Here is a 13999-nt window from a genome sequence, read left to right on the forward strand (position 1 = left end):
GAACGGCCTCCCAGGCCACGGAAAGGCGGTTCATGCTTCAGGTCCTGTCGGGCGTGTGGGCCCTGCTGCTGGGCATCGTGCTGATCATGCTCGGCAACGGCATGCACTTCACGTCCAGGGGAACCGCCGCAGGAAGAACGGCGAGGGCGCGAGAGATCGCTCAGGCGCGATCGTAGCGGCAGAGATCGGACTGGGCGACGAGTGCCACCGTCTCGGCCAGCTTGGGAACCTCTTCTGTCAGGATCGCGTGCAGAACCTCGGGCTCCAGCGCGAAGTACTGGTGAGCGACGACGTTGCGCAGGCCGACGAACCCACGCCATCTCACCTGCGGATGATCGGCGATCAGGCGCGGGGGCAACATGCGGATGGCTTCCCCGATCTCCGTGAGTGCGTTCTTCAGCGCGCGGTAGCGCATCTGGTCCTCGAGCGGCAGTCGTGTGAGCCCGTCCAGGTCGAGGCCGCCGGCATACTCCGTCGCGTCCGCACATCCGGATCGAATGTCGTCCAGCAGAGCGGTCGTCGCGCGCGCCATCACAGCACCCGGATCGCTTCCGAGCGAACGCGTGTCGCCGCGCCTTCGGGAATGGCCTCCCAGCGCAGGACGTCGATGTCACGGCCGAGCCACTGGGAGAAGTCGTAGTTGACGACGCCCAGGTCGAGCAGGCTCACCCGGTGGTCCGGGGCGAAGGACACGACGAGGTCGACATCGCTTCGGGAGGTCGCCTCGCCCCTCGCCACCGATCCGACGACCCAGAGCCCCTGGATCCCATTCGCCCGCAGCTCCTCGCGATGCGTCTCGACCACGTGGCGGACATCGTCGAGCGTCGGTGCGCGCCGATCGTAGGGCACGATCTCCTTTCCCAACGCTTCGAGCCGACGCATCACTGCATCCGGCAGCCCGCCGTCCGCCATCAGCGCCCGATGCGCGCCCGTCCGCACGAGGTCCTCGAGGCTGAGCAGCGCGTAGCGGGGCGTCTCGTGGCGGGTGATGAAGACGGGCTCGCGCGAGGCCGTGCGCTGGACCTCGGCGGAGCGCCTCTGCAAGTCTGCGGCTGTGACGACGGCCATGGCGGGCGGGGCTCCGGTCGGAGAGGCGAGTCTGTAAAATACAGATTCTCGACCATCCCCGCAAGCGAGTGGAGGCCCAGGCCGAAGCTCACGCCGAGGCGGAGCAGGACGACGCCGGCCCGCCCCGAGCGGGGTGAGGCACGCCGCGACGTCGAAACCGGCGCGGGCCTGCTACACGCCGAGCTGCGCCTTGCTCATCCGCAGCGTCACGACGACGCCGTCGCTCCCCCAATCGTGGGTGATCGTACCCTGGACCTGCTTGACGACCTTCCCGGTCAGCAGGGTGCCGAACCCGACCTGGTCGACGCGCGGTTGCGCGATCGCGACGCCGCTCTCCGTCCAGACGAGTCCGACGTCATCCTCCGTCTCGCTGCAGGACACGTCGAGCCGTCCCTGCGGGGTGGACAGGGCTCCGTACTTCGCCGAGTTGGTGGCCAGCTCGTGGACGATCATGGCGACCGAGGTGGCGGATCGCTCGCCGACCAGGACTTCGGGAGCGGAGATCGTCACGCGCTTCGCGACGGCGCCGTCCTCCGTGTACGCCTTCAGCAGCACGTGGAGGACCTCCGGCAGGACCACGGCGCGCTTCTGCTCGCCGTATCCCGGGTGGATCAGGTCGTGGGCCGCGGAGAGCGCACCGAGGCGGCGCCTCAGGTCGTCGGCCATCTCCTCCTTCGTGCCGGTGGTTCTCGACGCGATCGACGACAGCGCCGCCGTGAGGCTGAAGAGGTTCTTGATCCGATGCTGCATCTCGCCGGTGATCATCTCGCGCGCTTCCTCGGCGAGCTTGCGCACCGTGACGTCGAGGAACACGCCGAACAGCGTCCGGCCGACGATGCCGTCGTCGTCGCCCCGACCGCGCGAGGAGACCCATCGCACCTCGTCGCCGTGCATGATCCTGAAATCGATCTCGTACACCCCGGGTCGCCCCCTCGCCGCAGTGAAGGCGGCCCGGACCCTGTCCAGGTCGGCGGGATGGATCTGCGCCGACAGTTCCTCGAACGTCACGCGCTCCCTCGGAGGGACGTCCCAGAGCTCGAACGCACGCTCGTCCATGGCGATCCGGTCCGTATCGACGTTCCAGGACCAGAGCGCCACGCCGGCCGCATTCGTGGCGGTCCGCAGGCGCCGCTCGTCCCATACCGGATCGGTCATGGCGGGCGCGAACTCCGAGGTCGTACTGGCCTTCACAGATCCACCCCGCGAGCAAGCCGGCATCAACGCTTGCGGAGGCCACCTGTTCCGCACGTCGCCGCCGACAGAGACGGATGATCTGAAGCGAAAGTAAGGCTCGTTGCCACGAAACCCGCCCCGGGTCGCATCGGGGCGCGAGCGGAACCCGCCGTGGTCGCCGGCTCCGGGGCCGCGTATCGCGGCGCCTGGGCGCCAATGCACGGACGGCTACTCGGCGAGGAGCTCGGAGGGCAGCATTCGGATCGCCTCTGCGATCTCGGAAGGCGCGTTCTCGTGCGCGCCGCACGCGGATGACTCCACCCGCGCTTTCTGCTGTATGCTCCCCGCATGCGCTACCCCCCCGACCTGCTCGACGAGATCCGTGCCCGGCTTCCCGTCTCGGAAGTCGTGGGGCGGCGCGTTCAGCTCAAGAAGGCGGGGCGGGAGTGGAAGGCGCTGTCGCCGTTCAATTCCGAGAAGACGCCCTCGTTCTACGTCAACGACCAGAAGGGCTTCTACCACTGCTTCTCGTCGGGCAAGCACGGGGACATCTTCCGCTTCCTGATGGAGACCGAGGGCGTCTCGTTCCCGGAGGCGGTCGAGCGGCTCGCGGCGCAGGCCGGGGTCGCGCTGCCCACGCCCGACCCGGCCGATCGCGAGCGCGAGACGCGGCGTGCGGGCCTCGTCGAGGTGATGGAGATGGCCGCCGCCTTCTACGAGGCCGAGCTGAAGGGTCGACGCGGCGGCAAGGCGCGGGAGTACCTCGCGCGCCGCGGCATCGGCGAGGCGCTGCAGGCCCGCTTCCGGCTGGGCTACGCGCCCTCCGACCGGTTCGCCCTGCGCGACCACCTCGCCGGGAAGGACGTGCCCGCCGAGCTGATGGCGGAGGCGGGGCTCCTCGTCACGGGGGAGGACGTCAACGTCCCCTACGACCGCTTCCGCGACCGGGTGATCTTCCCGATCACCGACCTGCGCGGGCGCGTCGTCGCCTTCGGCGGGCGTGCGCTGCAGGCGGACGTGCCGGCGAAGTACCTGAACTCGCCGGAGACGCCGCTCTTCCACAAGGGCGCGATGCTCTACAACGCCCACGCCGCCCGCAAGGCGGCCCACGATCGCGGCACGGTGGTCGCGGTCGAGGGCTACGTCGACGTCATCGCGATGTCGGCGGCGGGCTTCCCGCACACGGTGGCGCCGCTCGGCACGGCGCTCACCGAGGAACAGCTCGCCCTGCTGTGGCGCATGGCCGACGAGCCGATCCTGTGCTTCGACGGCGACAAGGCGGGGCGCCGCGCCGCCTTCCGCGCGCTCGACGTGGCGCTGCCGGCGCTGCCGGTGGGCAAGTCGCTGCGCTTCGCCATCCTGCCCGAGGGGCAGGACCCGGACGACCTCGCCCGGGCGGGCGGCGCGGCGGCGATAGAACGGGTGCTGTCCTCGGCGCTTCCGCTGATCGAGGTGCTCTGGGCCCGCGAGCTCGAGGCCGGCCCGACGGATACGCCCGAGCACCGTGCGGCGCTGGAGCGGAGGCTGTTCTCGGCGGTACGCACGATCAAGGACGAGACGCTCCAGCGCTATTTTCGCGAGGACGTCGAGACGCGCCTCTCGGCCGCCTTCGGCGCGACGCGGCGCGGGCGGGGCGGGCAGGACGGCGGGCGCGGCTCGGGACAGGGCCGGGCGTACGGCGCCGGGGCGGGCCGGGGAGGGACGTCCCGCGGCGGGCGCTTCGAGGAGCGCGTGGGCGCGCGCCTGCCCACGGGGTTCCGGCCGAGCCCGCATCTCCTGCGCACCCGGCTCTTCGCGCCCGGGGAGGTGGGGGAGGCGCAGCCGCCGCACCCGCGCGAGGCGGCGATCCTCGCCGCCTACGCCACGCACCCGGCGCTGCTCCAGGAACAGGCCGACATCCTGGCCGAGCTCGACTTCGCCAGCCCGGAGGCGACGGCGCTGCAACGCGGGCTCGTCGACTGCGCCGCGCGCCACGACGCGCCGACGCCGGAGGTGATCGCCGCGCGGCTCGCACGCGCCGGGCTTTCGCGGACGCTCGAAAGCGTGTACGCGCACATCGTGCCGGGGTTGCGCTGGATCGGCGACCCGCTCGCCGACCCCCTGCGCGTCGAAGACGCCGTCAGGCAGGCGATCCACTTGCATCGCCGTGCGCACACGCTACATACCGAACTTCGGGCGGCCGAGCGGGCTCTCGCCGAGGACGACAGCGAGGCGAATCTCGCGTGGCTGCGCGAGGTGCGTGCGCAACTGTCCTCTCTCGAGGGCGCCGAGGCCCAGCGCGACGACGCGTGAACGCGCGCGACGAAGAACGAGACCCTCCGGCGCGGCGGGCCGAGACGGGCGACACGACGAAGACGACGCGGGGGTTCGCGCGGGGGGCGTGCGAATTCCATGGTTAACGGTTCGAAAAGGCGATGCGTGTTCGATGGCCGATGCCCCAGGGGCGCTCGGAGCGGCGCGCGAGGCCGCGACGCGTGAGCGGGACGCGTAGGATAATCGATGGCGACGAAGACGACTGAAACGACCGACACGGCTCCGGAGCAGCAGTCGGACGGCCCGCTCCTCGACCTCACGGATGCGGCCGTCAAGCGGATGATCAAGGCCGCGCGCAAGCGCGGCTGGGTCACCTACGACGAGCTGAACGCGGTCCTTCCGCCCGACGAGTTCTCGTCGGAGCAGATCGAGGACGTGCTCGGACAGCTCTCCGAGATGGGCATCAACGTCGTCGAGAGCGACGAGACCGAAGGCGAGCAGCAGGGCGAGGAGGCGGAGGAGGAAGCCGAGGGCGGCGACCTCGTCGAGGCCTCGCAGACCCGCGCGGTGGTGGCGCGGCCCGAGGCGGCGGCGAAGGAGCCGACCGACCGGACGGACGATCCCGTACGGATGTACCTGCGCGAGATGGGCTCGGTCGAGCTGCTCTCGCGCGAGGGCGAGATCGCGATCGCCAAGCGCATAGAGGCCGGTCGCGAGGCGATGATCGCGGGCCTCTGCGAGAGCCCGCTGACCTTCCAGGCGATCATCATCTGGCGCGACGAGCTCGTCGAGGGCCGGGTGCTCCTGCGCGACATCATCGATCTCGAGGCGACCTACGCCGATCCGGAGGGGCGTGGCGCCGATCGCGGCACGTCCGAGGACGGCGTGGGCGGCGAGGAGACCGGCGCCGGTCAGGCGGCCCAGCCGGCCGACGCGCCGCGCCCGAACGGCGGCGCGACCGCGGGCGTTCCCAACGGCGCGCCGCACGAGCCGCCGTCCGGCGCGCCCGAGGGCGACGTCGACGACGACGACATGGAGAACAACGTCTCCCTCTCCGCCATGGAGAGCGAGCTCAAGCCGCGCGTGCTGGAGACGTTCGACAACATCGCCGACAACTACAAGAAGCTGCGCCGGCTCCAGCTCGAGCACGTCGAGCAGCGGCTGCAGAACTCCCAGCTGACGCCCTCGCAGGAGCGCAAGTACAAGAAGCTCAAGGACGAGATCGTCGGCGACGTGAAGTCGCTCTCGCTCAACCAGAACCGCATCGACGCGCTGGTCGAGCAGCTCTACGACATCAACAAGCGGCTCCTGTCGTTCGAGGGCCGGCTGATGCGGCTCGCCGAGAGCTACGGTGTCGGCCGCGAGGATTTCCTGCGCAACTACCAGGGCCACGAGCTCGACCCGAAGTGGCTCCTGCGGGTGTCGAAGCTCGGCGGCCGCGGCTGGCGCGACTTCTCGGCCAATGGCAAGGACAACATCCACGCGCTGCGCGACTCGATCCAGTCGCTGGCCTCCGAGACCGGGCTCGAGATCTCCGAGTTCCGCAAGATCGTGCACATGGTGCAGAAGGGCGAGCGCGAGGCCCGTCAGGCGAAGAAGGAGATGATCGAGGCGAACCTGCGTCTCGTGATCTCGATCGCCAAGAAGTACACCAACCGCGGCCTGCAGTTCCTGGACCTGATCCAGGAGGGCAACATCGGCCTGATGAAGGCGGTGGACAAGTTCGAGTACCGCCGCGGCTACAAGTTCTCGACCTACGCCACGTGGTGGATCCGCCAGGCGATCACCCGCTCGATCGCCGACCAGGCGCGCACCATCCGCATCCCCGTGCACATGATCGAGACGATCAACAAGATCGTGCGCACGTCTCGCCAGATGCTCCACGAGATCGGCCGCGAGCCGACGCCCGAGGAGCTGGCCGAGAAGCTCGCCATGCCGCTCGAGAAGGTCCGCAAGGTCCTCAAGATCGCCAAGGAGCCCATTTCCCTCGAGACGCCCATCGGCGACGAGGAGGATTCGCACCTGGGCGACTTCATCGAGGACAAGAACGCGATCCTGCCGATCGACGCCGCGATCCAGTCGAACCTGCGCGAGACCACCACGCGCGTGCTCGCCTCGCTCACGCCCCGCGAGGAGCGCGTGCTGCGCATGCGCTTCGGCATCGGCATGAACACCGACCACACCCTCGAGGAGGTCGGCCAGCAATTCTCGGTGACCCGCGAGCGCATCCGCCAGATCGAGGCGAAGGCGCTCAGGAAGCTGAAGCACCCGAGCCGGTCGCGGAAGCTGCGGAGCTTCCTGGACAATTGATCGGGCCGGCAGGTCCGATGGGATGTGGGAACGCCCGCGGTGGGAGCCGTGGGCGTTCGCGTTCGTGCTTCGAGCATCTCTCATCAGGTGCCGGCCCGCATCCATCCGTTCGTGCAGGATGCGCAGGACGTCGACGTACTCGTCGGTCCGTCGGTAGTAGGCGATGTGCGAGCCGACCTTCAACCGCCAGAGCTCTGGTGCGATGTCCGTTCGTCTGACCCGGCGACGTCCGGCCGCCTCGCTTTCCAAGGCGGCGGCGACAGACCGAACGTAGGCCTCGGCTCGAGCGTCTCCCCAGCTCCCAATTGTATATCGCCGTATGTTCATCAAATCGCGGTCCGCTTTCGGCCGAAAGCGGACCCGGCTCATCGATCTTCCAGGCGCGCGCGCTCGAGGAACTCCTCGATATCGAACGGCTCCGGCTCGCCGCTCGCCTCCCCCTCCGCGATCGCCTCCCGCAGCGCCTTGATCCGCTCCGCGTCGGCGAGCAGCGCCAGCGCCTCGCGCACGGCGTCGGACGGGGAGGCGAAGCGGCCTTCCGCGACGGCCGCGTCGATGAATGCGGCGTCGTCCTCGGAGAACTCGATCGTCTTGTGCACGGTCATGGTGGTCACCTCCGGCCGGCTGCATCCTGCCTCGGCCGGTGCGCGGCCGCAGGCTGGCGTCTTGTGCCCTGAGGCAATGACGATTACCTTTACTGTCGGCAGACAGGAGCGCTCATGCCGAGGCAAGCCCCGATCTCGACCGGCGACACGCCCGGCTCCCCCGCCGTCACGCAGGAGGAAGCCGCCGCCATGCTACGCGCCGCGTTCAACCTGTTTCGGCTGTGGGGATTGTCGGACGCGCAGGCGCGGGTGCTGCTCGGGCAGCCGAGCCCGTCGACCTTCTATCGCTGGAAGCGTGGGGAGATCGGGGCGATCCCGCACGACACCGCCTGGCGGCTCGGCGACCTGATGGGCATCCACAAGGCGCTGCGCTACCTCTTCGCCGAGCCGGCGCGTGGCCATGCCTGGATCGCCAAGCCGAACGCCGCCTTCGGCGGTCGCTCGGCGCTCGATCGCATGCTCGGCGGCGCGCCGAGCGACATCACGGCCGTGCGCGCCTACCTCGACGCCGAGCGGGGCGGGTGGTGACCGCGCCGGCACGCGTCGCGGTAGACTGGCCCACGAGCCACCGCATCATCCGCACCATCTACCCGCCGGTCTGGCTGTTCGAGGACATCGCCGATCCCGCCGATTGGGACCTGATCGCGAGCGCGGAGGCCAAGACGAACCCGAGGGTGCGCGACGAGATCGGAAATCTCTCGCTCGTCCCGCCGGAGCGGCGGGTGTCGGGGCCGACGGCGAGCCTCGTGATGGGCGCCTTCACCCATTGCTCGCCGGAACGCCCGGGCCGGTTCTCGGACGGACGCTTCGGCGTCTGGTATTGCGGCGACGTCTTCGAGGTGGCCCTGATGGAGACCGTGCATCACTTCGCACGCTTCATGCGGGCGACGGACGAGCCGCCCGGCGACGCCCTCTATCGGGAACTCGTCGCCGGGATCGGCGGGAGGCTGGCGGACCTGCGCAACGGCTTCGACGAGTGCCTCGCGCCCGACGACTGGCGCGCCGGCCAGATGCTCGCCGCCGCCCTGCGGGCGGACGGCGCCGACGGCGTGCTGTACCCGAGCGTGCGCTACCCGCAGGGGCTCGCCGTCGCGCTGTTCTGGCCGAATCGCGTCCGCCTGCCGGTCACGCAGGCGCGGACGCTCCAGTATCGCTGGGACGGTCGTGCGGTGACCCGCTATTTCGTCATCGGCGAGGAGGCCTGGCGCCCGCTCCCCGGCGTCGGCTGAGCGCCCCGCCCCCTCACCGCACCGTGAGCCCCTCGATCGCTCCCACGTTCGTCCCGCCGGTGTCGTCCGCGTCGGAGGCGACGGCGACGCCCACCAGCACGCCGGGCTCCTCGCCGAAGGCGGCGCGATGGTCGGCGGCGAGGTCGACCTCCTCGGTGAGCCAGGTGCCCGTCGGGGCGCCCGCGGGGCGGCGGATGAGGTAGACGCCGCGGCCGCGGGTGTAGGGGTTCTCGACCACGTCCCCGCGCGCGCCGTCGCCGCCGAAGACGTAGACGAGCAGCCGACCACGGCCCGAGAGCAGCAGCGAGCGCATTCCGGTGCGGCCGGCTTCCGCCGCGGCGCGGTCGGCCTCCGGCGCGAAGGCGAAGTAGAGGGCGAGCGCCCGGTCGTCGCCGCCGCGCCGGCCGAGATCGGTCGGTGGCGGGCCGGCATCGACGCGCCAGCGCCAGGCGGCGCGGGTGGCGTCGAGGGCGGCGGGCGGCACGCGCGCGGCGAGCACCGAGGAGCTGCGTTCGGCCACGACGGTGAGGCGGTCCGTGCCCTCGGCGGCGTAGGTGGTGGCGGGGATCCCGCGGAAGGCGATCTCCTCCCAGCCGGCGGCGGCGAGGCTCGGCCCGAAGGGGATCGGAACCTGCGCGGCGGCGGGGGCGGCGAGGGCGAGGAGTGCGGCGGCGGCGAGAATTCTGCGGATCATGGCGGCTCCGGATCGGTTCGTGCGTCGCGCGAAGCTACGACGCGAACCCGCCGCGGGGCTCATGACATCGGCTCACGAAGCCGCGAGCGGTGCGTGCCCGCGGAAGCGCCTGCGGTAGGCGCCGGGGCTCGTCGCGAGTCGCGTGCGGAAGTGGTGGCGCAGCGTCGCGAGCGTGCCGAAGCCGCAGGCGGCGGCGACGTCGTCGAGGGCGGCATCGGTCGTCTCGAGCAGGATGCGGGCGCGGGCCAGGCGCTCGAGCACGAGCCATTCGCCCGGCGGATGGCCCGTACTCGCCTCGAACCGGCGCTGGAAGGTGCGCGCGCTCATGCCCGCCGCGCGCGCCATGGCGGCGATGGAGTGGGGCCGGTCGAGGGAGGCGCGCACGGCGTCGAGCAGGGGCCCGAGCCGCGCGCCCTCGCGGGCGCGGGGTACCGGCGCCTCGACGAACTGCGCCTGCCCGCCCTCGCGATGCGGCGGCACCACGAGCCGGCGCGCGACGCTGCTCGCGGCCTGCGCCCCGAAATCCCGGCGGATCAGGTGGAGGCACAGGTCGATGCCCGCCGCGCTGCCGGCGGCGGTGAGGACGCAGCCCTCGTCGACGTAGAGCACGTCCGGCCGCACCACGAGGTCCGGATGGGCGTCCGCGAGGGCGCGGGCGTAGCGCCAGTGCGTCGTGCAGGCGCGCCCGGCGAGCAGGCCCGCCGCGGCCAGCACGAAGACGCCCGAGCACAGCGAGAGCACCCGTGCGCCGCGGGCGTGGGCGCGCCGAAGGGCGTCGCGGATCGCCTCCGGCACGGGCGCGTCGACCCCGCGCCAGCCGGGGATCACGATCGTCCCCGCCGCCTCGAGCAGGTCCAGACCGCCGTCGCACAGGACCCGGATGCCCCCGGCGGCCCGCAGGGGGCCGGGCTCGGCGGCGCAGACGGCGAAGCGGTACCAGCCGTCCCCCATCTCCGGGCGGGGGAGGCCGAAGATCTCGACGGCGACGCCGAACTCGAAGGTGCACAGGCCGTCGTAGGCGAGCGCGACCACCAGCCGGTTGTCGGGAGGGGAGGGGCGAGGCGGACGGGAGGGGGTGCGCGCGTTTGGCATGATCTCGACGCTAGTCGGCGATCGCGCCGCTCGCAAGCGGGCGGTCGGCGGTGGAGGATCGCTGCGGGCCCACACGCACCTGGAGCAGACGCCATGCCGACCGAGGTCACCGCCGTTCCCGCCGCCCCCTCCGACCAGGCCGAGCGCCACTACGCGGCGAAGCTCGCCTTCGAGACCGACTGCGACGACGTCCATGGCGCGCTCGCCGCGGGCACCGCCGATTTCGTCCTCCTCGACGTGCGCGGCGCGGGCGCCTACGCCCGCGGCCACGTGCCGGGCGCTGGCCACCTGCCGCGGCGCGAGATCTCCGCCGAGCGCCTCGCGGCGATCCCGCCGACGACGCTCCTCGTCGTCTATTGCGCGGGGCCGCACTGCAACGGCGCCGACAAGGCGGCGCTCGCGCTCGCACGGCTCGGGCGGCCGGTGAAGATCATGATCGGCGGCGTCACGGGCTGGCGCGACGAGGGCTTCCCGCTCGCGACCGGCACGGCGCCGGGCACGCTCGCGGAGGTGTGAGCGGGGCTTCCGAATCGATCGCGGATCGGCTTACCCTGGGTCGTAGCCCGGGGGTGCCGAGTCATGAATCCGCTGATCGCGCTGGCCTTGCAGCTCGTGCCCGATGCCGCACGGGCCTTCGCCGGAGGCAAGGCCGGCGACGTCGCCGCCTCGGTGAGCCGGGCGGTCGCCGAGGCGGCGGGCACGTCGGACCCGCAGGCGGCGCAGGTGGCGCTCGTCCAGGACCCGGCGAAGCTCGCGGACCTGCGCATCAAGCTCGCGCAGATCGCGGCGCAGGCGCAGAGCGACCGTCGCGCGGACGACCTCGCCGACACCGAGAGCGCGCGCGCCACCTTCGCCCAGCTCGCCAAGGCGGGGAACGCGGTGGGGCTCGCGCCTGTGATCATCTCGGTGATCGTGACGGTGGGCTTCTTCGTGATGTTGATCTGGCTGCTCGTCCGCGAGCCGACGCTGACCACGGATTCCGCGGTGCTCCAGCTGATCAACATCACGATCGGCGCGCTCACCGCGGCCTTCGCGACGGTGGTGAACTTCTGGCTGGGATCCTCGCACGGCTCGCGGATCAAGGACCAGCTCTCCGCCACCTTGCAGGCGCAGGCGGCGGGCGGCGACGCGAAGCAGGTGAGCGCCGCGCTCGGCGCGCATTCGGCGCAGATCGAGGCGGCGGTGCAGGCCTTCCGGGCGGCGACCGCGAGCGCCCTCGCGCCCACGCCCGTCGCCGTGCCGTCGCCCGCGCCCTCGACGGCGGACGCCGACCGGCGCTTCGACGCCTGCGTGACGATCGTGCTCCAGCTCGAGGGCGGCTACGTGGACGATCCGCACGACCCCGGCGGGGCCACCAACATGGGGATCACGTTGAACACCCTGCGCGACTGGCGCAAGGACCAGAGCCTCGGCCCCGACGACGTGAAGGCGCTGACCGAGACCGAGGCGAAGGCGATCTACCGGGCGAACTACTGGAACCCGATGCAGTGCGACGGCCTGCCGGCGGGCGTCGATCTCAGCGTGTTCGACTTCGGCGTCAACGCCGGCCCGAGCCGCTCGGTCAAGCTGCTCGAGAGCCTGGTCGGCACGGCGCAGGACGGCATCATGGGCCCGCAGACGCTCGCCGCCACCGCCGCCCAGGACGCTCCAGACCTGATCCGGCGCTTCGCCGACGGGCGCATCGCCTACTACCGGTCCCTGTCCGGCTGGGACCGCTACGGAAATGGCTGGACCAACCGGACGAACACGGTGGAGAAGGACGCGCTGGCGATGGCGGGCGGGTGACCCTTCACCCCGCCGCGTCGCGCCAGGGCACCACGTCCCCCGGCAGCCGACGGCCCACCACGTCGAGCAGGAGCGCGAGCAGCAGCGTCACGACGACCGTCGCCGTCGCCAGCGCCGCGGCGGCGGGGGAGTTGCCCTCGTATTGCAGGAAGAAGACGACGACCCCGAGCGTCTCCGTGCCCGACGACCAGAGCAGGGCGGAGACGGTGAGTTCGTTGAAGGCGGTCATGAAGATGAGGAGCCCGCCCGCCACGGCCGCCGGCGCGGCGATGGGAACGACGATCGCGAAGAGCCGCCGGAACGCCTTCGCCCCGGCGATCCGTGCGGCCTCGTCAAGCGCCGGCTCGATCGTCTCGAGGCTCGCCGTCACGGGCCGCAGCGCCAGCGTCATGAAGCGGGCGAAGTAGGCGAAGAGGATGATCCACAGCGAGTTGTAGACCGACACGCCGAGGATCGGCAGCGGCGGCAGGAAGACGAGGATCGCCCCGATCGCGAGCACCGTGCCGGGGATGGCGTAGGGGGTGTCCGCCACGAGATCGAGAACGCGCGCCGTCCGCATGCGCCGCAGGACCGCGAGGTACGCGAGCGGCACCGCGACGAGGCCCGCCACGACCGCCGTCGCGCCGGCGAGCAGGAAGGAGTTCGCGAAGGCCCGCCGCGTCATGTCCTGGCCCAGCACCACGAAGCGGTAGTGGTCGAGGGTCAGCGTCTCGAGCGAGAGCCGCACGCCGATTGCGGGCGTCAGCGAGGCGGCGAGGAGCGCGCACAGCGGCAGGAACGAGACGAGGCCGAGCACGGTCCACACGCCCGTCTCCAGCGGCAGGCGCGCGCGCCCGAGCGGGAAGGGCCGCAGCATCGCGCTCGCCCGCTCGACCCGCGCATGCATCCGCGCGGCGACGACCGCACGCAGCGCCAGTCCCCCGACCGCGATCAGGATCAGGATGAGCGCGATCGCGGCGACCTCGCCGAGCACCGAGGGGCCGAAGCCGTTCAGCCGCTGGTAGATCAGCGTGGTCAGCATCGTGTAGCGGCCCGGGATGCCGAGCAGCGCCGGAACGCCGAAATTGCCGATCGCCGAGACGAAGGCGAGCGCCGCACCCGCGAGCAGCGCCGGCAGCGACAGCGGCACCACGACGCGCAGCGTCGCGACGAGCGGCCGCGCGCCCGCGATCCGCGCGGCCTCGACGAGGTCGCGCGGCATGGCGCGCAGGCCCGCGCGCACGGCGAGGAAGACGAGGGCGGCGTGCTCGACGCCCATGACGAGCACGATGCCGCCGAGCGAGTAGAGCGGGTTCGTGGTGCCCGGAGGGCTCGCGAGCCCCAGCGGGCGCAGGATCGGCGAGGAGGGGCCGATCAGCTCGATCCACGCCAGCGCCGTGATCTGCGAGGGGACGAGGAGCGGCAGCAGCAGCGCGAAGGTGAGCGCGGTCTTGGCGCGCACGTCGGTGAGCGCCACGACGAAGGCCATGGTCGCGCCGAGCACCACCGAGACGAGGGTCGCGAGGGTGCCGGCCTCGAGCGTGTTCCACAGCGCCCGCGAGGTGGAGCGCGACTGCCACTGGTCGCGCAGGATGCCGAGCGTCTCGCCGGCGGCGTTGGGCCCGAGCGCCTCGACGAGGAGGCGCCCGAGCGGCCAGAGCGTGAAGACCCCGAGATAGAGCGCCACGCCGGCGAGGAGGATGGTCTCGCCGGAGGGTGCGCGCAGGCGCGGGGAGAGCGGTGCGCGCAGGCGCGGGGAGAGCGGTGCGCGCAGGCGCGAGGAGCGGTCGGCCTGCGCGCGCGTCGGCATG

The 13999-nt window shown here is 71.8% G+C and carries 14 protein-coding genes and 1 pseudogene; 7 read left to right on the top strand and 8 right to left on the bottom strand.

Annotation, left to right across the window (positions count from 1 at the left end; genetic code table 11):
* Nucleotides 1-32 precede the first annotated feature (32 nt).
* Nucleotides 33-176: a hypothetical protein gene (locus tag AB9M23_RS14130; protein ID WP_372425197.1), complete on the top strand. Its 144-nt coding sequence runs from the start codon at nt 33-35 to the stop codon at nt 174-176.
* Here the strand turns inward: AB9M23_RS14130 and AB9M23_RS14135 are convergent.
* From AB9M23_RS14135 to AB9M23_RS14145, 3 genes are all read right to left on the bottom strand, one after another.
* Entirely contained in the window at nt 161-532 is a 372-nt protein-coding gene (locus AB9M23_RS14135; protein WP_372425198.1) for a HepT-like ribonuclease domain-containing protein, read from the bottom strand. The genes AB9M23_RS14130 and AB9M23_RS14135 overlap by 16 nt on opposite strands.
* The gene (locus AB9M23_RS14140) at nt 532-1068 is read right to left on the bottom strand and encodes a nucleotidyltransferase family protein (protein ID WP_372425199.1); all 537 of its coding nucleotides are present in this window, start codon (nt 1066-1068) and stop codon (nt 532-534) included. The genes AB9M23_RS14135 and AB9M23_RS14140 overlap by 1 nt, the downstream gene beginning before the upstream one ends.
* A 171-nt stretch (nt 1069-1239) precedes the next feature.
* Nucleotides 1240-2463 (bottom strand): sensor histidine kinase, encoded by a 1224-nt coding sequence (locus tag AB9M23_RS14145; RefSeq protein WP_372425200.1) that lies wholly within the window; start codon nt 2461-2463, stop codon nt 1240-1242.
* Nucleotides 2464-2589: 126 nt separating this feature from the next.
* Here AB9M23_RS14145 and dnaG point away from each other — a divergent pair, with 126 nt between their 5' ends.
* Nucleotides 2590-4533 carry a DNA primase gene (gene dnaG, locus AB9M23_RS14150; RefSeq protein WP_372425201.1) on the top strand — a complete coding sequence of 648 codons (1944 nt, stop codon included), beginning with the start codon at nt 2590-2592 and terminating at the stop codon, nt 4531-4533.
* 207 nt (nt 4534-4740) lie between these two features.
* Complete coding sequence (gene rpoD / locus AB9M23_RS14155) at nt 4741-6804, top strand: RNA polymerase sigma factor RpoD (protein WP_372425202.1); 2064 nt, start codon at nt 4741-4743, stop codon at nt 6802-6804.
* 111 nt (nt 6805-6915) lie between these two features.
* Here the strand turns inward: rpoD and AB9M23_RS14160 are convergent.
* Both AB9M23_RS14160 and AB9M23_RS14165 read right to left on the bottom strand, forming a co-directional pair.
* Nucleotides 6916-7173, bottom strand: a pseudogene (locus AB9M23_RS14160) (type II toxin-antitoxin system RelE/ParE family toxin); the annotation flags it as partial.
* The gene (locus AB9M23_RS14165) at nt 7170-7409 is read right to left on the bottom strand and encodes a type II toxin-antitoxin system ParD family antitoxin (RefSeq protein ID WP_372425203.1); all 240 of its coding nucleotides are present in this window, start codon (nt 7407-7409) and stop codon (nt 7170-7172) included. The gene AB9M23_RS14165 and the pseudogene AB9M23_RS14160, both read right to left, overlap by 4 nt.
* Before the next feature lie 114 nt (nt 7410-7523).
* On the opposite strand from AB9M23_RS14165, the gene AB9M23_RS14170 reads away from it, so the two are divergent.
* Nucleotides 7524-7937 (top strand): antitoxin Xre/MbcA/ParS toxin-binding domain-containing protein, encoded by a 414-nt coding sequence (locus AB9M23_RS14170; RefSeq protein WP_372425204.1) that lies wholly within the window; start codon nt 7524-7526, stop codon nt 7935-7937.
* Nucleotides 7934-8638, top strand: a complete 705-nt coding sequence (locus tag AB9M23_RS14175; RefSeq protein ID WP_372425205.1) for an RES family NAD+ phosphorylase — start codon at nt 7934-7936, stop codon at nt 8636-8638. The genes AB9M23_RS14170 and AB9M23_RS14175 overlap by 4 nt, the downstream gene beginning before the upstream one ends.
* A 13-nt stretch (nt 8639-8651) precedes the next feature.
* Here AB9M23_RS14175 and AB9M23_RS14180 read toward each other — a convergent pair whose 3' ends face one another.
* Together AB9M23_RS14180 and ftrA are read right to left on the bottom strand one after the other, a co-directional pair.
* Nucleotides 8652-9332, bottom strand: a complete 681-nt coding sequence (locus AB9M23_RS14180; RefSeq protein WP_372425206.1) for a DUF3047 domain-containing protein — start codon at nt 9330-9332, stop codon at nt 8652-8654.
* A gap of 72 nt (nt 9333-9404) precedes the next feature.
* Entirely contained in the window at nt 9405-10424 is a 1020-nt protein-coding gene (ftrA, locus tag AB9M23_RS14185; RefSeq protein WP_372425207.1) for a transcriptional regulator FtrA, read from the bottom strand.
* 93 nt (nt 10425-10517) lie between these two features.
* Between ftrA and AB9M23_RS14190 the strand changes: the two genes are divergently transcribed.
* Both AB9M23_RS14190 and AB9M23_RS14195 read left to right on the top strand, forming a co-directional pair.
* The gene (locus AB9M23_RS14190) at nt 10518-10940 is read left to right on the top strand and encodes a rhodanese-like domain-containing protein (RefSeq protein ID WP_372425208.1); all 423 of its coding nucleotides are present in this window, start codon (nt 10518-10520) and stop codon (nt 10938-10940) included.
* A gap of 63 nt (nt 10941-11003) precedes the next feature.
* A complete protein-coding gene (locus tag AB9M23_RS14195; RefSeq protein WP_372425209.1) occupies nt 11004-12209 on the top strand; it encodes a glycoside hydrolase family 108 protein in 1206 nt (401 codons plus the stop codon).
* A 4-nt stretch (nt 12210-12213) separates the two neighbouring features.
* On the opposite strand, the gene AB9M23_RS14200 is transcribed toward AB9M23_RS14195, so the two are convergent.
* Nucleotides 12214-13998, bottom strand: a complete 1785-nt coding sequence (locus AB9M23_RS14200; protein ID WP_372425210.1) for an ABC transporter permease — start codon at nt 13996-13998, stop codon at nt 12214-12216.
* Nucleotide 13999 lies beyond the last annotated feature (1 nt).

Source organism: Salinarimonas chemoclinalis (assembly GCF_041514305.1).
GTDB classification, from domain to species: Bacteria; Pseudomonadota; Alphaproteobacteria; order Rhizobiales; family Beijerinckiaceae; genus Salinarimonas; species Salinarimonas chemoclinalis.

Coding starts and splice junctions, on each gene's coding strand:
- AB9M23_RS14130 (WP_372425197.1), top strand. CDS start 33: ATGCTTCAGGTCCTGTCGGGCGTGTGGGCCCTGCTGCTGGGCATCGTG.
- AB9M23_RS14135 (WP_372425198.1), bottom strand. CDS start 532: ATGGCGCGCGCGACGACCGCTCTGCTGGACGACATTCGATCCGGATGT.
- AB9M23_RS14140 (WP_372425199.1), bottom strand. CDS start 1,068: ATGGCCGTCGTCACAGCCGCAGACTTGCAGAGGCGCTCCGCCGAGGTC.
- dnaG (WP_372425201.1), top strand. CDS start 2,590: ATGCGCTACCCCCCCGACCTGCTCGACGAGATCCGTGCCCGGCTTCCC.
- rpoD (WP_372425202.1), top strand. CDS start 4,741: ATGGCGACGAAGACGACTGAAACGACCGACACGGCTCCGGAGCAGCAG.
- AB9M23_RS14165 (WP_372425203.1), bottom strand. CDS start 7,409: ATGACCGTGCACAAGACGATCGAGTTCTCCGAGGACGACGCCGCATTC.
- AB9M23_RS14170 (WP_372425204.1), top strand. CDS start 7,524: ATGCCGAGGCAAGCCCCGATCTCGACCGGCGACACGCCCGGCTCCCCC.
- AB9M23_RS14180 (WP_372425206.1), bottom strand. CDS start 9,332: ATGATCCGCAGAATTCTCGCCGCCGCCGCACTCCTCGCCCTCGCCGCC.
- ftrA (WP_372425207.1), bottom strand. CDS start 10,424: ATGCCAAACGCGCGCACCCCCTCCCGTCCGCCTCGCCCCTCCCCTCCC.
- AB9M23_RS14190 (WP_372425208.1), top strand. CDS start 10,518: ATGCCGACCGAGGTCACCGCCGTTCCCGCCGCCCCCTCCGACCAGGCC.
- AB9M23_RS14195 (WP_372425209.1), top strand. CDS start 11,004: ATGAATCCGCTGATCGCGCTGGCCTTGCAGCTCGTGCCCGATGCCGCA.
- AB9M23_RS14200 (WP_372425210.1), bottom strand. CDS start 13,998: ATGCCGACGCGCGCGCAGGCCGACCGCTCCTCGCGCCTGCGCGCACCG.